Here is a 21,676-nt window from a genome sequence, read left to right as displayed (position 1 = left end):
CTGTTCCCGGTGACGAAACGAAGTTCTGCATCAGTGATCATCCTTCCCAGCCAAGACGAGGCCTAGTCACAGACGGCGGACGAGAGGATTCCTTACACATTCGCCGCGGCAGATCGTCAGGGGGCTTCGCGCAGCTGGCGCAATCGCTGGGCATCGCTGCACTGGCAATCCAGGAACCCGTGGATGACACAGATGTGGCACATCTGTTCGAGCCGCTGTTTGAGCGCCTGGCGCGCGCGATGCAGCCGGACCGTGACATTGTTGAGCGTGATCCCGAGACTAACGGCAACCCTGTCCCGGGGCTCGCCGAGCAAATCGACACGCCAGATGACCGCGGCATATTCCGCCTTGAGTGTCGGCAGCAGCTTGTAGAGGCATTGACAGACCGCGTCGTCGATCTCCTCGTCGGGTTCGATCAGCGTTTCGGCCATATTGGCGAGCACAACGGGATCCACGCCATGCTCGCGCCGCCGCCGTGTTGCCGCCGCGCGCTGATGGTCGACGATCGTTGTCGCAAGCACCCGTCCGAGCCAGCCGCGAACCGTGCGGACATCGCGCAGATCGCCCGAGCGTTCGAGCGCTTTCAGGATGAAACGCTGCAACACTTCCTCAGCCTCGTCATGACTGTGGAGACGACGGCGCAGGAACTTGAGGAGATCGCGGCGGCTTTCCACCAGTGCCCTTCTGACCGCCGCGACCATTTCGGACGGCTCTGCTGCTTTGTGTCGTGCGTCTTTTGCGGGGTCATCAACCATCAAGAACCTCCATTTGTTAGACGGCGGAGCGCGCCAAACATTACGCACAAATGCGAGAAGCTGTTCGCTGTAATGTTAGGCGCGAGCCATCGTCCTAACCAACGCAGGCCGGTATTTTACCGGCGGCGGGCGAGCGGCCTCGGGATCCGCTCGCCACACGGCAAGATCCCCGATGCAAAGAGGCCTTCGATGAAGTTTCTACCCGCCATCCTCACGGCCATGGCCGTTACCCTCGTCCCGGTGGGCGCCTACGCCCAATCCACACAGAGCCATACGCCAGGTATCGGCCACAGCGTCTTCATGCGCGGGACCGTTGTGCGCGCGGCGGGCAACGACCTTGTCGTCTGCATCGGTAGCGCCGATGGTGCCGAGCCCGGTCAGGAGCTGACAGTCTATCGCGTATCCGAGCATCCGCATGGGCCCAAAGGGCCACCGAGCTATCGGCGGACCGAGGTCGGTACTGTGCGGATACAGCAGATCATCGACGAGCATTTTGCAAATGCCACTGTGACGTCGGGAACGGTCGAGCGCCACGATATCGTCGAATTGCGGCGGCCCTGACACCGCCTCGGACGGTTGCGAAGCCGGCTTGGAGAGCAGGGTCGCGATCGCGCTAAATTGACAAAGGTTGATACTGGCAAGGAGACAATCATGAACGCGGAGCCCGTCTATATTCTCGGTTTTGACGACCCGGCGGCCGGCGATGTCGCCACGGTCGGGGGCAAGAATGCGTCTCTTTCGAATATGGTGCGGACCATGCGCAGCGCCGGCCTTGCTGTCCCCGACGGGTTCGCCACGACAGCGCACGCCTTTCGCGACTATATTGATGCCAACGGCATCGAATCGTCTTTGCGAGCGCAGATTGCCGCCTTCAAGTCGGGAAGGTCGCCACTGCATGAAACAGGCGAGGCGATTCGTCGCCTGTTCCTGGAAGGCGAGTTTCCGACAGCGATGGCCGAGGCGATTCGCGAGGCCTATCAGGGTCTCTCACGCGCCGCAGGCGTCCATGAGCTGGGCGTGGCTGTGCGCAGCAGCGCGACGGCCGAAGACCTGCCGGATGCCAGCTTCGCCGGCCAGCAGGAGACATTCCTCAATGTTCGCGGCGAACGCGAACTCCTCGATGCCTGCCGCCGCTGCTTTGCATCGCTGTTTACCGATCGCGCGATCAGCTACCGTGAGGCGAAGAACTTCGATCATTTGAAGGTCGCTTTGTCGATCGGCGTGCAGCGCATGGTCCGTTCCGACCTCGCCGGATCCGGTGTCATGTTCTCGATCGACACGGAGACGGGCTTTCCGAGAACGGTCGTGGTCAGCGCCGCCTGGGGGCTGGGCGAGACCGTCGTTCAGGGAAGCGTGAATCCCGACAAATATCTGGTCTTCAAACCGCTGCTCGATGAGCTGCGGGTGCGCCCGATCATCGAGCGCACATTGGGCGAGAAAGAACGCAAGCTTGTCTATGCACGGGGCGGCAGCGCGCGCACCGTGCTTCGCGATACGACGAGGCGGGAGCGCGAGTCCTTTGTACTCGACGATGAAGAAGTGCTCCAGCTGGCGCGTTGGGCCATGCTCATCGAAGATCATTACGGCCGGCCAATGGACATGGAATGGGCCAAGGACGGCGAGACGGACGAATTGTTCATTGTCCAGGCGCGTCCCGAGACGGTGCAGTCCAGCCGCCAGACCGCCAGGTTGAGAACCTATCGCCTGAAGGAGAAGGGCAAGACGTTGCTCACCGGCTCGGCGATCGGTGAGGCGATCGCGACCGGTGCGGTATGCATCATTCGCAGCCCTGCCGATATCGACCGTTTCAGGGACGGTGCGATCCTCGTGACCGAGATGACCGATCCCGACTGGGTGCCGGTCATGAAGCGCGCTGCGGGCATTGTCACCGATCATGGCGGTACGACGAGCCACGCGGCGATCGTCAGCCGCGAACTCGGTGTGCCGGCGATCGTTGGCACCGGTAACGGCACCGATGTGCTGAGCGAAGGCCAGGCGATAACCTTGTCCTGCGCAGAAGGCGATCGTGGCCACGTTTACGAGGGCGCGCTCGCCTTCGATGCCGAAGATATTGATCTTGCCGCGATACCCGATACCCGCACCGCGATCATGGTGAACCTTGCAAGTCCGGCGGCCGCATTGCGCTGGTGGCGTCTGCCGGCAAAGGGCGTCGGGCTAGCCCGTATGGAGTTCATCGTCAGCAATGCGATCAAGGCGCATCCGATGGCCTTGCTGCACCCCGAGCGCGTCACCGACGCTTCCGAGCTGCGCCAGATTCGCGCGCTGACCTCGGGGTTTGCCAATCCGGCCGAATTCTTCATCGAGACGCTCGCACTTGGCATCGCCAAGATCGCCGCGGTTTACCACCCATATCCCGTGATCGTGCGGTTGAGCGACTTCAAGACGAATGAGTATGCCCATCTCCTGGGCGGAGCCGCCTTCGAGCCGAGCGAAGAAAATCCGATGCTTGGGTTCCGGGGCGCCTCGCGCTATTATGATGAACGCTATCGCGAAGGCTTTGCGCTTGAATGTCGCGCGCTGAAACGTGTTCGCGAGGACATCGGCTTTCGCAATGTCATCGTCATGGTGCCTTTCTGCCGGACACCCGCAGAGGCGGATCGTGTGCTGGAAGTGATGGCGGAAAATGGGCTCGCTCGGGGCGCCGCAGACCTCGAAGTCTACATGATGTGCGAGATCCCGTCGAACGTCATCCTTGCCGAGCAGTTCGCGACGCGTTTCGACGGGTTTTCGATCGGCAGCAACGATCTGACCCAGTTGACGCTTGGCGTCGACCGCGACTCGGGCGATCTTGCACCGTTGTTCGATGAACGAAGTGAAGCAGTCACCCGCTTGATCGACGAGGCCATCGTCAAGGCCCATGATGCCGGAATCAAGGTCGGCATCTGCGGACAGGCTCCCAGCAACTATCCCGAGTTCGCGGCTTTTCTCGTGCAGGAGGGTATCGATTCAATCTCGCTCAATCCGGACAGCTTCGTGGCGACGATCCGCCATGTCGCCGAGGTCGAGCGAGCACTCGCGTCCGGAAGCCGAACCGACACTGCGACCCGCAGCACTGAAACCGCGCAATAGAATGAGGCCATGACCCTCTGCGGGCGAACTCACCCTGCGCTGCCCAACGACAGCGTGGCGATCTGGATCGTGCAGCAGTTTGCGGATCGAATCCCACAGACGCGGGTGTCTGGGGAGCAAGCGTCCGCCATGCCGACGATGAAGGTATATTGACGTGAATCGCACACGAGCTCGACCGCGCAGGATTCCCGGCAAGCAATACAGCCGGTGGAGCGACGGTGCGAACCATGCTGTGGAGGCGTTGCGGTCCCGGATTTTCGATTTCGCGTGGGCGCTATGGACAGCGCTGTTCGCGCCAGTGATTCCGCTCTTGTGGTTTGCTGGCTCGCCGCCACGGCTTGTCCGCAAGTTCACGCGGATCTGGGCGCGGGGCGTGCTTGTCGAACTCGCCTGGATCGTCGGGCTCAACTGTGTCGAACAAGGGCGCGGCCACATTCCGCATGAACCCTGCCTCATCATCTGCAACCATCAGTCGACCTGGGAGACGCTGGCGGCGCTCGTGCTGTTTCCCGATGTCGCGATTATCGCAAAACGAGAGCTGTTGCGAATCCCGGTGCTGGGTTGGTTCCTGCGCCGGTCGCCGATGATCATCATAGATCGGTCCGATGGCGCGGCGGCGCTTCGGACAATGATAGAGGAGGGCGCTGCCGCGCTCGCCGCCGGGCGATCGGTGCTGATCTTTCCGGAAGGAACGCGCAGATGTCCGAGCGAACCGATCCAATTCAAGCGCGGCGTCGATCTGCTCTACAAGAGGTTGGGCGCGCCGGCTTTGCCTGTCGTAGTCGATTCGGGGAAGTTCTGGGGTGTCGCTTCTCGTCGCAAACGGCGGGGCACGATTACGGTGACCTATCTTTCCGTCATCCCGGCCGGGTTGAGCCTGGCCGATTTCGCTCGCTACGGCGAGCAGCAGATGCAGGCGGTGCATGCGGCTGCAACGCCGGTCGAATAGGGTCGATGCATGTTACTCTTTCTTCGCTGGGAGCGGTCCGCCGATTTAGAGAAGCGGACTGAGCAAACGGGCGACATTCTCGACAGTCTTCGCGAGCAACGGACGCTGACTCCATTGCTCCGGTGCCAGGCGCTCGCCTCTCGCGATATTGAGCGCCTGTTCCGCCTGAAGGCCCGCAGTCGCGGTCCTATCGTAGATGATCAAGCTGGCTTCACCGTTCAACAGGAAGGAACGTATATCGATATTGCTTGAACCGATAACGGCGATTTCGTCGTCGATCGTGAGGTGCTTGGCATGGAGAAAGCCATCATCGAATAGGTGAATGGCGACTCCGGCCCGCAGCAGTTCATCATAATAGGAACGCTGCGCAAGACCGACCAAGGGGTGATCGGCAATACGCGATAATATAAGTCTAACCTCGACGCCGCGCAGGACTGCTGTTTGCAGCGCCTTCAACAAGGCCTCGTCGGGAATGAAATAGGGTGTGGTGATCGCGATGCGGTGACGAGCGCCATGGACGAGCGCGACGATCAGCCGTTCTGCACCGGATATGGGGTAATCGGGACCGCTGGGTAACAGTTGGGCAACGGCTCCGGCGCGTGGATGGTGATGGGGGAAGAGCGCTGGACTGTCCAGTACGCGCCCTGTCTCGAGAAACCAGTCGGCGACAAACACGGCCTGGAATTCGAGTACGACCGGCCCGCTGGTTCGCGCTACAAGTTCGCTGTTGACGAGACCCGGAGAGAACTCCGCCGCTATCAGATTCTGAGAGCCGATGTAGCCGTAGCGCCCGTCGATGATGACGATCTTGCGGTGATTGCGCAGGTCGACCCGCGTTGAGCGCCGCTGGAAGAAGGTGACGGGAAGTGCACGTTCAATCTCGACGCCGCCCGATGCGAGGCGCCGTCTCAGGCGGCGCGCCCAGGGACGCGAGCCCAGAGCGTCGATCAATACCCGGCATGCGACGCCGCGTTCAGCCGCCCGCAGCAGCGCATCGACTACTCGCCCGCCGGTGAGATCGTCGGCAAACATATACATCAGGATGTGAATATGGTCGGCGGCGTTCTCGATGTCGGCGACCAGTCGGTCTACCATGCCGTCATAGTCCGATAGAAATTCAACACTATTGCTACCGAGCGTCGGGAACTGGCCAAGCTGTTCGATCAGAAGCGCGGCCGGCAAGAATCGTTCCGGCAAGTCCGGCCGACAGCAATGCTGTGAATGTTTGATTTCGCGCGAGGCTCTGGCGAGGAGATCTTGGGCAGCGTCGAAGCGCCGCCTCCGCCACCGTGGATAGGTGGGGCGTCCGATTATCAGATAGAGAACGAGCGCCGGGATCGGCAGGAAGAAGACGAGAAGCAGCCAGCCGCGCGCGGCTTCGGGCGAGCGCCGGAACGGCACGACCACCAGCATTATAATCCGAATTGCCCATTCGACCGCGAAGTAGCCAAGGCCGAGAGGGTCGATAGCACCGAGATTTGTCACGGTCAGTTCCCTTTCATCGGGGCCCATGCCAAACGGCTCTGGTCAAATCTCCCTCGGGCGATGTTACGCAATTCGTCAATCTGGAGCGAGATTCTCGCCGGCAGCGGCGCCCTGCGGGAAAGCTCGACGGATACGCGACATCGTCAGAGCGCGGAAGTTGGTTGCTCGGCGACGGAACGCCAGCTGCGTTGACGATAACGCCATAGGTAAGGAGAGCGTCGAGCGCCCTCCCTTGGTTCAGCGTTATCGCTGGCGCGGCCACGGACCTCTCCTGTGTTCCGACGGCGGCGGCCAGTCGAACCGCGAGAGGCCGGTCTCCCTCTTTGACCGCGATAATGGCGCCTTCCCGGCCAAGCATGACGGCCACGCCACAAGCCGCGTCGCCGGCACTCGGGCTGGGAGGCATAGTCACAATCGAATTCACAAGCGCGGTCTCAGTTGTCTTTGCCACGTTATCCGGCAGACTTCTCCGCTACGGGCCCATCGGTTACGTTGGTGGCCGTATCGGTGCCTGGCTCGCGAGCTTTCCACCAGATCATCGCCAAAAGATAGAGGGACATCAGCGCGCCGCCAAAGCAAAAGACCGAAATATAAGCAAAACGGAAAAAGAGATTGGTCACCAAAAATACGAATGCGACCAGAAGTCCAAATATCCGAACCTCGGGGCGCGAAGCGAGAAGCAGAGGCAAAATGACCGCGGTGAAATAGATGACGACGGTAAGCTCGCGGGCGACAAGAAAATCGAACAGCATGATTCCGCCATAGGAAATCGCATGCGGAAGAAATGTCACGGACATCCAGTCTTCATGCACAAAATAGGGCAGGTATTGTCCACCGCCGAGGACCGCGCCCAAGACGGTAAAGCCGAGATAAAGCGGTTTGCGGTGGCCCGGTTCGAGAAAGAAGATTGCCGAGGGCACCCAGACCGGCCAGGCCAGCCAGGAGAAGAACATGTACGCAAGCGTGAAACGTTGGACCGCCGCGAGATCGCTTGCAGAGCCGGACGTCCAGACCAGGCCTTCGAACAACTGCTGGATGCCGAACAGGAAGGGCAGGGCGCAGATTCCGAGATAACGGCGATCTGTCCGGAATGCGATATAGCTGCTCGCGAGCCCGGCTGGCAGGAGCACGGCAGCGGCTGCAAAGCTGGCTTCGGCTGAGAAGCACATGTCAGCCCTGCTTCGCTGTCGGCGGGAAGGCCAAACTGGAGCAAGCCCTTGCGGCGGGGATCGCCATTGCCGGGAGAAGATGGTCGACCGCGTTCGTGGCGAGACCATTGTGAGGTGGCCACGACGCATGGCTTCGGTCTTGCCGGGCTACAACGCTCCCGCTGGTCGGAACCAGCCGGCGAACGTGCGCGCTGCCCCGACAGAGCCAGGTCAATCGGATCGCCCTCATCACGGCGCGATAAGACCCTGTCCCAGCGCAGCATTGTCATAGAGGAAGACGGCGTTCGGATCCGGCAGGCCATGATCGGCGTGTGACGCTTCGCCGAGACGGCTCAGCAAATCGCTGATCAGCGAAAGTCGCGTGTGATGTTTGTCGTCGGCTCGAACCACGGTCCACGGTGCGGCGATGCTGTGCGTGCGCGCAAGCATTTCGTTGCGAGCCGTGCTGTAAGCGTCCCAGCGCTTTGTGGCTTCATCGTCAACCGGGCTGATCTTCCACTGCTTGAGGGGATCCTTCCGTCTTGCCGCAAGGCGCTTTTTCTGCTCCGACTTCGAGATATCGAGATAATATTTGACCAATGTGATGCCGCAATGAGCTAGAAGCTGCTCGAACATCGGCACGGTCGCCATGAATTCCTCATACTCGGCGTCTGTACAATATCCCATTACCCGCTCGACGCCAGCGCGGTTATACCAGCTGCGGTTGAACAGAACGATCTCTCCTGCAGCCGGGAGATGACTCGTCCAGCGCTGGAAATACCAGGATCTGCGATCATGGTCCGAAGGTGGACCCAGCGCGACCACGCGCGTTTCGCGTGGGCTGAGATGCTTGACGATTCGTTTGATCGTCCCGTCTTTGCCTGCCGCATCCCTTCCTTCGAAAATGATCAGCAATTTGCGGCCATCGGCGATGATCTGCCGCTGCAGGGCGCTGAGCCCGACCTGGAGCGCACGAAGCTGCTCGGCATAGGAGTGCTTCTCCTTTTCATTCGTGCTCATCTGCACCTCTTCACTTTCAGGCTCTGCGCGGACTTCTTCGGTCCGTCCTTCGCGATAACAAGTCGACCCATAACAATCGTCCCCGCCAAGGGCATTCGTGCTCTCAGGATGGCGGGTTGGAATGATGGGTGGACGAGAACTTCGACCATCGCGGGATAAAGCCGGGAACCCGTTTCATGTACGCGCGGTATTCTTCGCCGAAAGTCGCGAGCGCTTCGCGCTCTTCGTTTCGCGCCAAGCGGACATACATGAAGGTGAGGACCGGGAACATCGCGAGGGTCAGCACGGTCGGCCATTGGAACAGGAACCCGAGCATGATGAGAATGAACCCGTCATATTGCGGATGCCGCACATAGGAATAAATGCCTTCTGTCGCGAGGAGATTGTTCTTTTGCGCGCGGTAGAGGCGGGCCCACCCGCTCGAAATAAGCCAGAAGCCGCCTCCGATCAGAACGAAGCTCGCAATATGAAATGGCCCGAAATGGGGGTTGGCCTGCCACCCGAACAGTTCTTCGAGGAGGTGTCCGGCGTCATGCGAGAACCAGTTCACCTCCGGATAGCGGCTCTGGAGCCACCCCGAGAGCAGATAGATGGTCAGCGGGAAGCCATACATTTCCGCGAACAGAGCAACGAGAAAGGCGCTGAAGGCGCTGAACGAGCGCCAGTCACGCTTTGTTTGCGGCTTGAAGAAGCTGAATGCGAAAAAGATGAAGATCGCGGCATTCACGAATGCCAGACCCCAGAGCCCATATGCGGGTGCTTCGCTGTGCATGGTCTGGTCTCCGGATCAGTGGCGGTGGGAGCCGGAACCGGCTGGCGGGTCATTTGCCGTGTCGGTGCCGGGCCGGCTCCTTCCATGATCGAGGTGGTCGTGTCCGCCATGCCCGCCATGCATGAACATATGCAACAGCGGACAGGCCAGCAGTAGTAGCGCCCACGGAAGAATTCCGAGCATATGCGCCCGGTGTTCGGCCAGAAGGAAGAATGCCGCGATTCCGGCAAAGGCGACAAAGGCGAGCGCGATGCGCCAGGTCGAACCGTTGGTCCTCGCGCCCATTGACCGATCATGTCTCTCGTAGTCCATATCTTGCACCCCATTCAGGCCATCAGTTGATGATCCGCTTCAACCAAAAAGACGCATGATTCACGTCCCCATTACAGTAGTCGTCGGTATGCGGTTCAGATTTCGAGCGCACTAGCAATTGTGGGGCCACCGCCATCGATCGGACCGGCTTCATTCCTGGCCCGGGTTGTCGGGAACGCCTGTCAAACATTAGGATTATCATTCGAATTCCAAGATTCGCACCATCTCGCCCCTTTCCTATTGTAGTCTCTCCTCGTTCGGCCGGCCACAGGGGTCACTTGGCTTGGGCCTGTGACTGGCACGCTGCACGAGAAGGATGCCGCCGAGGATCAGAATGGCGCCTCCGGCCTGTGTCCATGTCAGCCGTTCGCCGAACAGAGCCGTGCCGATCGCCAGGCCGATGATCGGCACCAGGAAGGTGAAGGCATTTGCCTGGGTGAGGCCAACCTGTTCCAGGGCTGTGAACCACAGCCAAAATGCGGCGGACGTGCCCAAAATGGCCAGGGTGAATAATATGGCGGCAAACTGTGCTGTCCAGGAAATCGAAGTCCAATCTTCGCTCGCTGATGATAGGAGCGCCAGAGGAATTGCCCCGATCGCCAGTTGGAAGCCCATTGCCATGACCGCGTCGGTTTGACCCGTGAGACGCTTGATGCCGATATTGCCTAGCGCAACCCCTGTCGCCGCGAGGCCGACATAGGCGATGCCAAAACGGTAATTGGGCATATTGTTTGAAGCGACTGCAGGCCAGGCGATAGCGACAACGCCAAGCAGGCCCAGGACAAGTCCCGCCTTGCCCCAAGAGCTAAGCCGTTCCTGCAAGATGCTGTGGGCGAGAAGCGCGGTCAAAAGCGGCTGCGTATTCGCGATGACAGTAGCAATACCGGGTGAAACATATTCGGCGGCATGGAACATTCCCAGGAACCCAAGGGAAGTTGCACCTAGACCCGAAGCAACGATCAAGATCCAGATACGAATATCGTGGGGGAGGGGCCGGCCCAGGAAAATGCCCAGCAGAATGAGGCTCAGTCCCGCGATTGCAGCGCGCATGGCCGCAAAGGCAACATGAGGCGCCAGGTCAAGACCAATGGTGATGAGCGGGAAGCACCCCGCCCAGAGCAGCATCACGGCAAGGAGTCTGGTGATCGAACCGGCAGTCAAATTTCGTCTGCCCAGGGCGCTTCACGCTCCGGCGAACTCCAGCGTAAAATCATGCGATTGGCAAGTTGCCGCGAGCATGTGGGATGGCGAATGGTCCCAAGCCTCACACCGATGGACTCTTTTCCCGGTCCGGTTCGCGCTCGCGGTTCCCATCGGACAGGCTTTGAATCTGACCTTCGCCTCCATCCATCCGCCGTGGCCTCGATGTGGTCAACGCCTCGAAGCCGGAAATTACATCGAAAAGTTCCTCGTCGATGCCCGTCTGGCGCAACTGCTGGAACGCGCTATTCAACTGCGCCAGCATCTCACTGATGTTCTTGTCGGCTCGCTCCATGGCCGCCAGTCTGCTCGCATTCTCGCTAGCGAGGGATTCGGCACAGGCCCGAAAGAGCGAGATGAACAAATATTCGCGGATGAGTGCGCCGGTAGTCTCAGGTCCGGTGCCCACGATCTGGGGCAAGTTTCCTGTTGGCCAGCGCATACTTGCGACATCGTCTTGCCACTGGGCGTCGAGTGGCAGCAAACGCTGACCAACCGGTTCGAATAGGGCTCCGGCCATGGGCCGGTTATGGAACACCCAAAGGCTGGTTTGCGCAGAGTCAGCCTGAAGCCCTTCGCTTTCAAACAGAAGCTGTGCGACAAAGGCAGTGATACCCTGGACAGAATTGGGAACAGCAAGAAGGCCAACCGGCGGTAGGCCCGCATCCGCGAGACGAGCATGAACACGCTCGCCTATAGCCCAGACCTGAGCTTTGCCAGTCAGAGCATCAAGTGTCTTGATCGCATGATCGGCGACAATATCGTTAAACCTCCCGACCAGTCCTTGGTCAGATCCGAATACGACAGCGCCAACCGCATCGGCCTGATCGGTTTCATTTCTCTCCGCTATCGGGGACGCTACCCGGTTTTCCCGAAACCAGGCGCCCAATCCCAATTCCACGGTTCGATTATAGTCGGCCAGCGCATGGACCGATCTTTCATATTGGCCAATGTTCGACGCGGCCAAGGCTTTCATTGTCCGGACGACGGATTGGAGATCGCTGGCATTGTTGATTTTTCGCCGCAGGCTCTCGATGGTATCGCTCATGATCGTTCTCGTCCGCCTGCCACAGGCCGCGATGAAGTGTTCTGCAGTTCTAGGGTGCCGGGCGATCCTGCGGTAATCTGGGCCTTCGGCGCGGCTTGGAAAGGCGCGACGGCCGCTCTGGCAATTTCAACGATAGTCGAGCGATCCTCGTCGCTGAGCTTGCCGGCGCTTTCAAATCGTTCGCGCACTTGAGCGGGTATGTGCACGGCCGCCTTCTGGACGGCGAGCTCGGCATCGGGCATCTGCTCGAGCGCGACGGTATCGAAGAGCTTGGCGGTTGCCGCAAGCAAGACAGCGATTTGCGCCGGCACCGGCACTGGCGCGCCTTCCCCCTGCTGCAGGCACGCGCGGATACGCTGTCCATGTTCGATCGTCTTGCGGGTGGCTTCATCCAATCGGGCACCAAAGCGGGCAAAGGTCTCGAGTTCCTCGAACTGCGCATAGGCAAGCTTGAGATCGCCTGCGACGGCGCGGTAGGCGGAACGCTGTGCCTTGCCGCCGACGCGCGAAACCGATTTGCCGACGTCGACAGCGGGCAGGATGCCCAATTCGAACAGCGACGGCGAGAGATATATCTGCCCATCGGTGATCGAAATGAGATTGGTCGGAATGTAGGCGGAGATGTTCTGTGCTTCGGTTTCAATGATGGGCAGGGCGGTGATCGACCCGCCTCCGAGTTCTTCGCGCAAATGGGTTGCTCGTTCGAGCAATCGTGCGTGAATGTAGAAGATGTCGCCGGGAAAGGCCTCGCGGCCGGGCGGGCGCCGCAACAGAAGGGACAATTCGCGATAGGCGCGCGCATGTTGCGTGAGATCGTCATAAACGATGAGAACATCGCGGCCCTGCTCCATGAAATGCTCTGCGATACTGGTCGCGGCATATGGGGCGATAAAGGCGAGACCGGGCGGGTCATTGCCTTCGGTGACGACAACGACAGTGTAGTCGAGCGCGCCCGCTTCACGCAGGGTCGCTACCGCTTTGGCGACGGCGGACGCGCGCTGGCCAATCGCACAATAGACGCACAGCACGTTCTGGTCGCGCTGGTTGAGGATAGTGTCGATAGCGATGGCGGTCTTGCCGGTCTGGCGGTCGCCGAGAATCAACTCGCGCTGGCCGCGCCCTATCGGAATGAGCGCATCGATGACCTTGATCCCGGTTTGCAGAGGGATCGTCACAGCTGCGCGATCCATGATGTGCGGTGCCGTGCGCTCAATAGGCAAACGGTCGCTGGCGACGACCGGTCCGTTGCCATCGAGTGGCCGGCCAAGGGGGTCGATAACGCGGCCCAGCAGGCCTTCGCCCACGGCAACATCCATGACTCGGCTTGTTCGCTCGACCTCATCGCCCGCGTTCAAATGAGAATACGCGCCGAGCAGAACGACGCCGGTTTCACTGTCATCAACATTGAATGCCATGCCGAGCACGTCGCCGGGAAAGCGTATCAGCTCCTCGAAGCCGACTTCGGGGAGCCCGGAGACCTTGGCGACCCCGGTCGCAATACTGGTGATGGTTCCCACCTCTCTTGGTGCCAGCTGCGGTGCGAATACCTTCCGCGTCTGACCGATTCCTGCAAATGCAGAGTCGAATGCACTTTGTAGGGTTTCGGACCTGGCTGTCATTGGCGTTGCGTTTCGGGTTTTGGTTTATCGGCCTTTGATCCGGCTTTGGGCGTTGTCGGCGGTCCGGTTGCGGTATCAACCAGATCCTTGTCTTGATGAAGGCTGGCAACCACCTTTTCCATCGCAGTGAGGTAGTCCGCGATGGACCAGGCTATCTTTTGTCCATTCGTGATTAATTCGATTCCGCTCACCAGGCTTGGCGCGGTCTCGAACCGCAAGGGAATATCGGCCGAGAACGTCTCCGTGAGCGCTTGCTCAATCGTAGCACGTTGCTCGCCCGACAAGCCGTAGGCGCTGCGGACGAGCACGGGCTCGGACGCAGCTTCGAGCGTCTGAGCGAGGGTCTCTTTTGTTCCGCCTTTCATCGTGCGCACCTGTTGGACGAACATTTCGGTCATACGCTCTTCAAGGCTGACCGCGGCGAGATCTTTCAGCGTCTTCCGCGCGATGGCGAACACTTCCTGTTGGGTTTTACGGCGTATGGCGTCATTGAGATTGTCGGCTTCGGCGCGCAACGCTTCCTGGCGTTTGGCACTCAGCGCATCGGCCGCCGTTCTCGCCTCATCGAGAAGCCGCCGACGCTCCGCCTTCACCTCTTCCATCGCTTCGTTCATGAGCGCCGCACGCTGCTCGTCGAACTGTTCGTTCTTGTGAAGGAACAGGTCGCGTTCCTCTTGCGCCTCGGACTTCTTCGCGTCAGCGTCAGCGAGCTCTGCGGCAATTCGCCTTTCCCGGGCATCGAGTGCGTCGAGGATCGGCTTGTAGAGGTAGCGCTTCAGCAACCACACCAGAATGAGAAAGTTGAGCGCTTGCGCGCCGACAGTGAACCAATCGATGAGCATCGATCACTTTCCCGCGGCTTGTGCGATGACGTGGTTCCAGAATGGGTTTGCGAAAACGAGGATCATCGAGAGCACGAAGCAATAGATCGCGACCGACTCGATCATCGCCAAGCCGACAAACAAGGTGCGCGTGATGGTGCTTGCGGCATCGGGCTGTTGTGCCAGCGAACTCAATGCTGTCGAGACCGCACGGCCCTCACCGAGCGCGGGTCCGATGCTCCCGAGCGCAATCGTCAGCCCGGCGGTGACTATTGAAGCGATGCCAATGAGCGTCATACTGTCCATAATGCCTCCTCTTGTTGCCGCGTTTCATGTTCTGGGTTCTGGGGTTGATACGGACCTGGCCGTGCGGCCGCGTGTGGCGGCCGCGATATAGACCGTAGCCAAAATGCTGAAGATATAGGCCTGCACCATGCCGGTGAGCAGACCAAGCGCGCTCATGACGACCGGGAAGATAAACGGCGTGACGGTCAGCAGGATCGCGAGTATCATCGTTCCACTCATCATGTTGCCGAACAGACGAACGGCCAGCGCCAATGTGCGCGACAGTTCGCTGATGATGTTGAACGGCAGCATGATGGCTGTCGGCTCGAGATATGACTTGAGGTAGCTACCCGGCCCCTGCTCCTTGATTCCGGAAAACGGCACCACCACCAGAACGCAGAGCGCGAGAGCGGCCGTGGTCGATAGCGATCCCGTGGGCGGTTCATAGCCGGGGAGGATGGTGAAAAGGCTGGCCAAAGCCAGGAACAGAAAGAGCGTGCCCAGAAAACCGATGTATTTTCTTGGGTGTCGGAGACCGACATCTTCGATTTGCTTTTCGATGCCCGTGACAATGATTTCCAGCAGATTCTGCCATCGGGATCGGTGCAGACCGGTCGAGAGCTTCCGAGTGATGAGCCTGGAGCCGACGGCAAGCACGAACATGAGGCCCCATGTGAACGCAATTGTGGCGTTGAACTTGATGAACCCGTATTGCCAGAAGATCATATCGTCGGGGCTAAGGCGCATAGCGGATCTCCGCTGGCAAATCGGGTGGGTTGGGTCTTGACGAACGGGTCAGCGAGTTCACGAAAAACCGTGCCAGGATGAAGCCCAGGAGGCACAGCAGCCACCGCGCCCAGGCATTGCCGCCGACAAGATAGAAGCCCGCCATGGCGATGCTCGTTCGCACCAGCAAACTGGCCGAAAACCAAAGTGCCGGGCGTTGCGACGGGATTGCCCTCTTCACCGTCCACCAAAGGCCGCCAAAGAAGAATACGCCGAGCAGAAAGCCGAGGAACACAGGCGCTGCCAGTATCATTGTTTCATTCATGATCGTCCTCCCGTTCGCTCTGCATCTCCTTTTGTTCCCTGGCCATCCAATGCCAGGCGTTGAGACAGCCGATGGCGAGGCCAGCCACCAGCAGCGCCAGGGTCCAGGGATGCCTACCCGGATAGCGTTGATCCAGCCAGAACCCGAGGGCAGCGCCCAGCAGCGTCGGAATCGCCACCGACCAGCCGATAAGGCCCATCATTCCCAAACCGAACCAGACGCCTTGTCCTGGATTGCGCCGTGCCTTGAGCTTTCGCGCCGCCTTCAAGCCGACCTGTCGGCTGAGCGACTGGCGCGGCTTCACGCGCCTCTTGCGGGACGGGTCAGTCATTGCGAATACTCGCCATGCGGTGGATGAGGTCACTTTCCATTTTCGCCAATATCGAGCGCAGGCTCTGTTCCTGGCGGTCAAGTGTCAGAAATTCCTGCTCGACTGCTTCACGCAACTGACCAAGGTCTGTTCCGCCCAGCGCGCGACGCACCGATACAAGAACGTCAGCACCAGCCTTGACGAGCACCCCTTCGTCCACAGCGAGAAATACTTCCCCCTCTGACGGAGTCTCGTAAGTCAGTATTCCGGCCGTCAGTGCCGCCACGCAATCAAGACGGCGAGGGAGAATACCAAACGAACCATGATGCGTCTCGGCGACAATCCGCGACACGCCGGTTTTCTCGGTGAAGATATCGAAGGGCAAGAGGATTTTGAGGTTCATGATCAGATGGCATGCTCAGATTGCGAACTTGTCTTTGCCTCGTCGATCGCCCCGATCATGTAGAGTGCGCTTTCGGGATAATCCTTGAATTCGTCGCGCAATATCCGCTCGCAGCCGTTCAGCGCGTCCTCGAGGCTGACCAGTTTACCCGTAAGTCCGGTGAACTGCTCTGTCGTGAAAAAGGGTTGCGTGAGAAACCGCTCCAGCCGGCGGGCGCGTGCGACGACGTTGCGGTCTTCCGGCGAAAGCTGCTCCAGCCCAAGCATGGCGATAATGTCCTTGAGCTCATCATATTGTGCGAGCGTGCGCCGGATTTCCCGCGCCAGGCGGTAATGCCGCTCGCCGACCACGCCTGGTGTGGCCATCTTGGAACTGGATTGCAGGGGGTCGACAGCCGGGAACAGGCCTTCGCTGGCCCGTTTGCGTGAGAGCACGATCGACGCGGAAAGGTGCGAGAAGGTGTGCACAGCCGCCGGATCGGTAAAATCGTCGGCCGGCACGTAGACCGCCTGGATCGAGGTGATGGCGCCAGTATCGGTATTGGCGATCCGCTCTTGCAGCCCCGACAGCTCGGTGCCCATGGTGGGTTGATAGCCGAGCCGCGACGGCATCTGGCCCATCAGGCCCGACACTTCCATTCCTGCCTGGATGAAGCGAAAGATGTTATCGACTAGCAGCAACACGTCGCGGTGCTCTTCATCTCGGAAATATTCGGCCATCGTCAGCGCGGCGTGCCCGACGCGAAATCGGGCGCCAGGCGGCTCGTTCATCTGGCCGAAGAGCATCACCATATTCGGCAACACCCCCGCTTGCTTCATGGCATCGTAAAGCTCTTCACCCTCCCGACAACGCTCACCAATGCCGCAGAAAATGCTTACGCCGGCATTTTGACCGACCATGTTGTTGATCATTTCGGTCAGCAGCACCGTCTTGCCGACGCCGGCTCCGCCAAAAAGGCCCGCCTTGCCGCCGCGCTCCAGCGGTGCGAGGATATCGATGACCTTGATGCCTGTCTCAAAGACTTCGGATCTTGTGGAACGTCGCATAAGCGGCGGCGGTGCATTATGCACCGAACGCCATTTGACGCCCGACACTGCAGGTTCGCGATCTATGGCATTGCCAAACACATCAAACATTCGCGAGAGCACTGCCTTGCCCACCGGTGCTTTCAAGGGTCCGCCCGTGTCCTCGACGATCATTCCGCGAGCGAGGCCCTGTGTGGGCGTCAAGGCAATTCCTCGCACATGATGTGCATCTTGCTGAGCCAGAACTTCAATCACGATCTGTTTGTCCGGACCAGCTCGCAGCACCGAATATATCTGCGGCAAACGGCTGGCGAAACGAACGTCAACGACACTGCCGCGCACTGAAACGACCACGCCACAATTTGAAGAACTGGCTTCAGTGTTCATAAATGCTCACCTCGATCCGCTCGAGTGGAACCAGTCGGCGTACTTCCGCCCCTGCTGTTCCGGTCAGCGATAGGAGGTTTGTGTTCGGCCTGGTGCTGGCACCACACGCAATCGCAATCGATGTGATCGCAACTCGGATCGCGAGAGGTTCCGAGATGGTGTAGCTGCGCTATCGGAAAAAGGATTCGGCTCGCTATCGAGGGCCTGTACATTCGCTGGAGCGCAATGCGCGCGTCGCCGTGCGTGAGCAGCTTCTCCACGGCTGGCCAGCCCCGCTCACCGATGAGATTGACGATGAAGCGGTTGACCATACCGGCACGAAGCAGCGGCCGTAGTTCTTCGCGCCATAGGCTGGAATAGTCTCTGGCTTCAAGGATGCTGCGTGCCGCGAGCAGGCCCGATCGAATGGCGTAGCGCATGCCGAATCCCGCCAGCGCATCCTGGAACCCGGCCTGTTCGCCAATCACGGGGTGACCGCCTTGGATGGCCGAGCGTGGAATCCGGAAATTGCCGAAGCCGCCAAACGGCTTTGCGGCGCGCATTGTCAGCCCCAGTTGACTGCGGAAGAAGGCAACGGTTCGCTCCAGATAGACCGCCTGCTGCTTGAAGCCCTTCAACATACAGCTGGCGAGCGTGCCGCGGCCAGCGTGGATCAGCAGATAAGCGTAACCGCGCGGGGCGAGGCGCTCATCCAGGACGAGCCAGCTCCCGTCTGCCATGTGGGTCTCAAACACATACCCGACGGCGATGATGTCTGCCCGTCTCGGGCCGATCGCGAGGACAGCATTTCCTTCGGCGTCACTCGCCCGGTCTTCGAACCTGACCTCTACCCCAGCCGCAATCGCGTGGCGCAACAACGCATGATCGAGGCAACCTTCGTCGCTTCCCCGTCGAACAAGATAGAATAGGGCGCGCGCACTCTGTACCTGATAATGACTGCCACGGGAATCATAGACCGTGCCCCGGGTCACACCATGATGGTCAAAGGTCGGCTCGATGCCGGCAGCGCGCAGGTCATCCAACACATCCGTTTCGCCGCTCCAGTTCTCGAGGCCCTGGAAGTCCCCGTGAAACCGCATGCCGACATTGCGATGCCACTCGCGCACGAGAACGCGACGCCCAGCACGCGCGAGAGCAATCGCGCAAACGAGGCCCGCCGGACCCGCGCCGATAACCGTCACCTGGTTGCTTACATCTTCACGGGCGAAAGCCGGGTGCGTGTGTGGTGCGCGGATAGGGGACTGGGGGGCTGGCCGATCGTTTCCGGTCCCGGTCCGCGTGAGGGATGGCTGAGCGTGGGACATGATCATTTCGCAAGCGGACAGCAGGCACGCTCGGGCTGCGGCGCGCAGTGAAGACTTGCCTCGAACGGGTGCAGCGCCGTCGGAGTTATTGGTCTGCGGTGGTGCATCAGCGCTGCCACAGCGAGCGAGGCCAGCCGTGCCGGCACCGGATCCGCGCGCGACGTCAGCGCCACCGGCACCGCCAAACCGACCGCGATCCCGGCCGCAGTGGCTCCCGCCAGATATTCAAGGTTTTTCGCGAGGATGTTTCCCGAGACTAGATCCGGCACGAGCAGAATGTCTGCGTCACCGGCCACGGCTGAAACAATCCCTTTGTCCGCGGCTGCCTGGCTCGAGATGGCATTGTCGAAGGCGAGCGGGCCGTCGACCAGCGCGCCGGTGATTTGTCCGCGCTGCGCCATGAGCGTCAGACATGCCGCATCGAGTGTCGAGACGATTTCGGGATTGACCGTCTCTATCGCCGAGAGGACGGCGGCCTTTGGCGTCTCGACCCCGAGGAGTTGGAACAGGTTGATCGCATTTTGCAGGATCTGGGCCTTGGCGCTGAGGTCGGGCGCGATGTTGATCGCCGCGTCGGTAATCCCCAGGAGTCTTGACCGGGTTGCGACGTCGACCAGGAAGACATGACTGACCCGCTCGCTTGGCACACGCAGCCCAAGTTCCTTGTCGAGCAAAGCGTGCATCAGGCTGTCGGTGTGGATATGTCCTTTCATCACTGCATCGGCCTTGCCCTCGCGGGCGAGTTCCACAGCTTTTGCTGCTGCGGCAATTCCCGAACCGGCGGGGACCATCCAATCAGGCGCCGGCGTCCATTCGATATCGCTGCAGATCGCGGCGATCGCCTCCGGATCGCCAACGAGACGCGGCTCGACCAAGCCGAGTCCCTGCGCTTCGCGCATAGTTTCCAGAACTTCCGATTGCGCGGCATCAGCTACAGCAACGCGTATGGGTCCAAGGCCGGTTGCCTGTTCGACGAGGCGCTGCAGATGTGGGGCAGGGGGGGTCAAGTTCACGCCACCTGCCTTGCGGGCTGCGCGGCCAGCAGCCGGCGCATGTGCTGCGCTATCATTTGTTCTTCGTCGGTTGCGAATGCTTCAACAACGACACGGCCCGCAGCCGACGAGATGACGCGTGCACCAGCTGTGTTGCGCGTGGGATCCAGGGCGACGCCCAGATAGCCGAGATCCGCGCAAATGTCGGCGCGAACCATGGGGGCATTGGCGCCGATTCCGCCGGTGAATACGAGGCGATCGAGGCCGCCCAAGACGGCGGTCAGTGCTGCCAGGTGTGAGCGCGCCTGGTAGCAGAAGTACGCTACGGCCTCGAGAGCGGAATGGTCTGTGGGCCGCGCCAGCAATTCCTGCATGTTGCGGCTGAAACCGGACAGTCCCAGCAGTCCCGATTCCTCGTAAAGGAGATGCCGGAGCCGATCTGCGGACAAGTCCATCTCTGTCAGCAAGTAAAGGATGATGCCCGGGTCGAGGTCGCCGCAGCGCGTCCCCATGGGCAGACCGCTCAATGTGCTGAAACCCATCGTCGTCTCGACGCTTCTGCCGCCCTTCAGCGCGCACATCGAAGCCCCGTTCCCGAGATGGGCAACGATGACGCGCTCGCCATCGACGTCGACCTCCTCGCTGCGCAGCCGTTCAATGACATATTCGTAGGAGAGGCCATGAAAGCCGTAACGGCGGATGCCTTGGTCACGCAACTCGCGCGGCAAACCCGTCAGGGTTGCGAGGTGCGGCATGCCATGATGAAAGGCGGTATCGAAGCAGGCGATTTGGGACAGGTCTGGGCGAGCGTTGCGGACTGCGGTGATTCCGGCCAGATTGTGCGGTTGATGCAGCGGAGCAAGCGGCACGAACTCGCGCAACCGCGCCTCCAGCGTCTCGGTTACGAATGTGGCGCAATCACATTCCGCGCCGCCATGGACAATGCGGTGCCCGACTGCCGCCAAACCGTCTCCGGCGGTGTGCCGGTCGATCGCATCCAAAAGCAGATGCAGAGCCATGTCGTGGTCAGCGACTTCTGCCGTTTCATCGAACGCCGTCGTCCCTGCTGCGTCAACGGCGTGAAAACGGCCATGTGCAAGGCCGATGCGGTCGATGGCCCCTGACCAGAGGCGCGCTGGGGGATCCTTGGTCGAAAAGAGCGCGAACTTCACGCTCGACGAGCCGCTGTTGATAACCAGAATGGCATCGCCTGCAGCTGCTCGCAGTTGGGGCTGCGGGGGGCGACCATTGCTAGGCATGGCTGCTGCCCGCAAAGCCGTACAGCCAGCCAAAGATCTGCTCGCCGGTTTTGTCCCTGGCTCGCCGCGCGTCCTCGAGCGCTTGGGTGATCGCGCCGATTACGTCTCTTTCCCGCTGAACCAACGACTGGTCAGGTGACAGCGGCTTGCGCCTTGGCGAGATCGCACCCGCCAACATTGCGGCACCGCGCATCCAGGGATTGAGTACCTCGGAAAGGAGATAGCGGCTCGTCCGCATCGGGTGGAGCCATTTGAGAATATCCGGAATGGGCCCGAAGCCGGATAGAATTCGTTTTCGCGCTTCGCCCAGTGATTGGGGAGGACGGTTTCCTGATTGCCGCGACGGCGCCGCCGAAGTTGGTAATGTTCCGCTGGTTTGAGTGGATGAAGAAGCCATTGTTTCGCCGTTTCGCAAGAGATCGAAGAGGTAGCCGAAAATCG

23 protein-coding genes are annotated in these 21,676 nt (G+C 60.4%); 3 read left to right on the top strand and 20 right to left on the bottom strand.

What is annotated here, in order from left to right; translation table 11 throughout:
* Positions 1-116 precede the first annotated feature (116 nt).
* The gene (locus tag B2G71_RS11615; RefSeq protein ID WP_098105935.1) at positions 117-755 is read right to left on the bottom strand and encodes an RNA polymerase sigma factor; all 639 of its coding nucleotides are present in this window, start codon (positions 753-755) and stop codon (positions 117-119) included.
* 189 nt (positions 756-944) lie between these two features.
* On the opposite strand from B2G71_RS11615, the gene B2G71_RS11610 reads away from it, so the two are divergent.
* From B2G71_RS11610 to B2G71_RS11600, 3 genes are all read left to right on the top strand, one after another.
* Positions 945-1,316, top strand: a complete 372-nt coding sequence (locus B2G71_RS11610; RefSeq protein WP_229710113.1) for a hypothetical protein — start codon at positions 945-947, stop codon at positions 1,314-1,316.
* 90 nt (positions 1,317-1,406) lie between these two features.
* Positions 1,407-3,845 (top strand): phosphoenolpyruvate synthase, encoded by a 2,439-nt coding sequence (gene ppsA / locus B2G71_RS11605; protein ID WP_098105934.1) that lies wholly within the window; start codon positions 1,407-1,409, stop codon positions 3,843-3,845.
* 154 nt (positions 3,846-3,999) lie between these two features.
* Positions 4,000-4,794, top strand: a complete 795-nt coding sequence (locus B2G71_RS11600; RefSeq protein ID WP_240530123.1) for a lysophospholipid acyltransferase family protein — start codon at positions 4,000-4,002, stop codon at positions 4,792-4,794.
* 45 nt (positions 4,795-4,839) lie between these two features.
* Here the strand turns inward: B2G71_RS11600 and cls are convergent, their stop codons facing one another.
* From cls to B2G71_RS11505, 19 genes are all read right to left on the bottom strand, one after another.
* Positions 4,840-6,306 (bottom strand): cardiolipin synthase, encoded by a 1,467-nt coding sequence (cls, locus tag B2G71_RS11595; RefSeq protein WP_098105932.1) that lies wholly within the window; start codon positions 6,304-6,306, stop codon positions 4,840-4,842.
* Between the two features lie 425 nt (positions 6,307-6,731).
* Positions 6,732-7,448: a DUF6629 family protein gene (locus tag B2G71_RS11590; protein WP_098105931.1), complete on the bottom strand. Its 717-nt coding sequence runs from the start codon at positions 7,446-7,448 to the stop codon at positions 6,732-6,734.
* A 228-nt stretch (positions 7,449-7,676) separates the two neighbouring features.
* Positions 7,677-8,447: a polyphosphate kinase 2 gene (ppk2, locus tag B2G71_RS11585; RefSeq protein WP_098105930.1), complete on the bottom strand. Its 771-nt coding sequence runs from the start codon at positions 8,445-8,447 to the stop codon at positions 7,677-7,679.
* A 103-nt stretch (positions 8,448-8,550) separates the two neighbouring features.
* Positions 8,551-9,219: an isoprenylcysteine carboxylmethyltransferase family protein gene (locus B2G71_RS11580; protein ID WP_098105929.1), complete on the bottom strand. Its 669-nt coding sequence runs from the start codon at positions 9,217-9,219 to the stop codon at positions 8,551-8,553.
* Between the two features lie 15 nt (positions 9,220-9,234).
* The gene (locus tag B2G71_RS11575) at positions 9,235-9,504 is read right to left on the bottom strand and encodes a DUF2933 domain-containing protein (RefSeq protein WP_206049389.1); all 270 of its coding nucleotides are present in this window, start codon (positions 9,502-9,504) and stop codon (positions 9,235-9,237) included.
* 264 nt (positions 9,505-9,768) lie between these two features.
* Positions 9,769-10,656 carry a DMT family transporter gene (locus B2G71_RS11570; RefSeq protein ID WP_098105927.1) on the bottom strand — a complete coding sequence of 296 codons (888 nt, stop codon included), beginning with the start codon at positions 10,654-10,656 and terminating at the stop codon, positions 9,769-9,771.
* Positions 10,657-10,795: 139 nt separating this feature from the next.
* The gene (locus B2G71_RS11565; RefSeq protein ID WP_098105926.1) at positions 10,796-11,779 is read right to left on the bottom strand and encodes a F0F1 ATP synthase subunit gamma; all 984 of its coding nucleotides are present in this window, start codon (positions 11,777-11,779) and stop codon (positions 10,796-10,798) included.
* Positions 11,776-13,398 carry an alternate F1F0 ATPase, F1 subunit alpha gene (locus B2G71_RS11560; protein ID WP_098105925.1) on the bottom strand — a complete coding sequence of 541 codons (1,623 nt, stop codon included), beginning with the start codon at positions 13,396-13,398 and terminating at the stop codon, positions 11,776-11,778. Before B2G71_RS11560 ends, B2G71_RS11565 begins: the two co-directional genes overlap by 4 nt.
* Entirely contained in the window at positions 13,395-14,240 is an 846-nt protein-coding gene (locus B2G71_RS11555) for a F0F1 ATP synthase subunit delta (protein WP_098105924.1), read from the bottom strand. Before B2G71_RS11555 ends, B2G71_RS11560 begins: the two co-directional genes overlap by 4 nt.
* A 3-nt stretch (positions 14,241-14,243) precedes the next feature.
* A complete protein-coding gene (locus tag B2G71_RS11550; RefSeq protein ID WP_098105923.1) occupies positions 14,244-14,525 on the bottom strand; it encodes a F0F1 ATP synthase subunit C in 282 nt (93 codons plus the stop codon).
* 24 nt (positions 14,526-14,549) lie between these two features.
* Positions 14,550-15,251, bottom strand: a complete 702-nt coding sequence (locus B2G71_RS11545) for a F0F1 ATP synthase subunit A (RefSeq protein ID WP_098105922.1) — start codon at positions 15,249-15,251, stop codon at positions 14,550-14,552.
* Positions 15,241-15,555 (bottom strand): ATP synthase subunit I, encoded by a 315-nt coding sequence (locus tag B2G71_RS11540; protein ID WP_098105921.1) that lies wholly within the window; start codon positions 15,553-15,555, stop codon positions 15,241-15,243. The genes B2G71_RS11545 and B2G71_RS11540 overlap by 11 nt, the downstream gene beginning before the upstream one ends.
* The gene (locus tag B2G71_RS11535) at positions 15,548-15,886 is read right to left on the bottom strand and encodes an AtpZ/AtpI family protein (protein ID WP_098105920.1); all 339 of its coding nucleotides are present in this window, start codon (positions 15,884-15,886) and stop codon (positions 15,548-15,550) included. The genes B2G71_RS11540 and B2G71_RS11535 overlap by 8 nt, the downstream gene beginning before the upstream one ends.
* Complete coding sequence (locus B2G71_RS11530; RefSeq protein WP_098105919.1) at positions 15,879-16,268, bottom strand: F0F1 ATP synthase subunit epsilon; 390 nt, start codon at positions 16,266-16,268, stop codon at positions 15,879-15,881. The genes B2G71_RS11535 and B2G71_RS11530 overlap by 8 nt, the downstream gene beginning before the upstream one ends.
* A 2-nt stretch (positions 16,269-16,270) precedes the next feature.
* On the bottom strand, positions 16,271-17,680 hold the full coding sequence (atpD, locus tag B2G71_RS11525) for a F0F1 ATP synthase subunit beta (RefSeq protein WP_098105918.1): 1,410 nt from the start codon (positions 17,678-17,680) through the stop codon (positions 16,271-16,273).
* The gene (locus tag B2G71_RS11520; protein WP_168176343.1) at positions 17,677-18,861 is read right to left on the bottom strand and encodes an NAD(P)/FAD-dependent oxidoreductase; all 1,185 of its coding nucleotides are present in this window, start codon (positions 18,859-18,861) and stop codon (positions 17,677-17,679) included. Before B2G71_RS11520 ends, atpD begins: the two co-directional genes overlap by 4 nt.
* A gap of 125 nt (positions 18,862-18,986) precedes the next feature.
* The gene (locus B2G71_RS11515; RefSeq protein ID WP_098105916.1) at positions 18,987-19,997 is read right to left on the bottom strand and encodes a bifunctional enoyl-CoA hydratase/phosphate acetyltransferase; all 1,011 of its coding nucleotides are present in this window, start codon (positions 19,995-19,997) and stop codon (positions 18,987-18,989) included.
* Positions 19,994-21,235, bottom strand: coding sequence for an acetate/propionate family kinase (locus B2G71_RS11510; protein ID WP_098105915.1), 1,242 nt, complete (start codon positions 21,233-21,235; stop codon positions 19,994-19,996). The genes B2G71_RS11515 and B2G71_RS11510 overlap by 4 nt, the downstream gene beginning before the upstream one ends.
* On the bottom strand, positions 21,228-21,632 hold the full coding sequence (locus B2G71_RS11505) for a DUF3141 domain-containing protein (protein WP_229710109.1): 405 nt from the start codon (positions 21,630-21,632) through the stop codon (positions 21,228-21,230). Before B2G71_RS11505 ends, B2G71_RS11510 begins: the two co-directional genes overlap by 8 nt.
* Between the last annotated feature and the right edge of the window lie 44 nt (positions 21,633-21,676).

This window comes from Novosphingobium sp. PC22D (assembly GCF_002556635.1).
Taxonomy (GTDB): domain Bacteria; phylum Pseudomonadota; class Alphaproteobacteria; order Sphingomonadales; family Sphingomonadaceae; genus Novosphingobium.
This window is presented reverse-complemented; position numbering and strand designations above follow the sequence as displayed.

Bases quoted from the DNA above. Each gene is read 5' to 3' on its own strand.
- B2G71_RS11615 (WP_098105935.1), bottom strand. From the start codon at position 755: ATGGTTGATGACCCCGCAAAAGACGCACGACACAAAGCAGCAGAGCCG.
- B2G71_RS11610 (WP_229710113.1), top strand. From the start codon at position 945: ATGAAGTTTCTACCCGCCATCCTCACGGCCATGGCCGTTACCCTCGTC.
- ppsA (WP_098105934.1), top strand. From the start codon at position 1,407: ATGAACGCGGAGCCCGTCTATATTCTCGGTTTTGACGACCCGGCGGCC.
- cls (WP_098105932.1), bottom strand. From the start codon at position 6,306: ATGGGCCCCGATGAAAGGGAACTGACCGTGACAAATCTCGGTGCTATC.
- B2G71_RS11590 (WP_098105931.1), bottom strand. From the start codon at position 7,448: ATGTGCTTCTCAGCCGAAGCCAGCTTTGCAGCCGCTGCCGTGCTCCTG.
- ppk2 (WP_098105930.1), bottom strand. From the start codon at position 8,447: ATGAGCACGAATGAAAAGGAGAAGCACTCCTATGCCGAGCAGCTTCGT.
- B2G71_RS11580 (WP_098105929.1), bottom strand. From the start codon at position 9,219: ATGCACAGCGAAGCACCCGCATATGGGCTCTGGGGTCTGGCATTCGTG.
- B2G71_RS11575 (WP_206049389.1), bottom strand. From the start codon at position 9,504: ATGGGCGCGAGGACCAACGGTTCGACCTGGCGCATCGCGCTCGCCTTT.
- B2G71_RS11570 (WP_098105927.1), bottom strand. From the start codon at position 10,656: ATGCTGCTCTGGGCGGGGTGCTTCCCGCTCATCACCATTGGTCTTGAC.
- B2G71_RS11565 (WP_098105926.1), bottom strand. From the start codon at position 11,779: ATGAGCGATACCATCGAGAGCCTGCGGCGAAAAATCAACAATGCCAGC.
- B2G71_RS11560 (WP_098105925.1), bottom strand. From the start codon at position 13,398: ATGACAGCCAGGTCCGAAACCCTACAAAGTGCATTCGACTCTGCATTT.
- B2G71_RS11555 (WP_098105924.1), bottom strand. From the start codon at position 14,240: ATGCTCATCGATTGGTTCACTGTCGGCGCGCAAGCGCTCAACTTTCTC.
- B2G71_RS11550 (WP_098105923.1), bottom strand. From the start codon at position 14,525: ATGGACAGTATGACGCTCATTGGCATCGCTTCAATAGTCACCGCCGGG.
- B2G71_RS11545 (WP_098105922.1), bottom strand. From the start codon at position 15,251: ATGCGCCTTAGCCCCGACGATATGATCTTCTGGCAATACGGGTTCATC.
- B2G71_RS11540 (WP_098105921.1), bottom strand. From the start codon at position 15,555: ATGAATGAAACAATGATACTGGCAGCGCCTGTGTTCCTCGGCTTTCTG.
- B2G71_RS11535 (WP_098105920.1), bottom strand. From the start codon at position 15,886: ATGACTGACCCGTCCCGCAAGAGGCGCGTGAAGCCGCGCCAGTCGCTC.
- B2G71_RS11530 (WP_098105919.1), bottom strand. From the start codon at position 16,268: ATGAACCTCAAAATCCTCTTGCCCTTCGATATCTTCACCGAGAAAACC.
- atpD (WP_098105918.1), bottom strand. From the start codon at position 17,680: ATGAACACTGAAGCCAGTTCTTCAAATTGTGGCGTGGTCGTTTCAGTG.
- B2G71_RS11510 (WP_098105915.1), bottom strand. From the start codon at position 21,235: ATGCCTAGCAATGGTCGCCCCCCGCAGCCCCAACTGCGAGCAGCTGCA.
- B2G71_RS11505 (WP_229710109.1), bottom strand. From the start codon at position 21,632: ATGGCTTCTTCATCCACTCAAACCAGCGGAACATTACCAACTTCGGCG.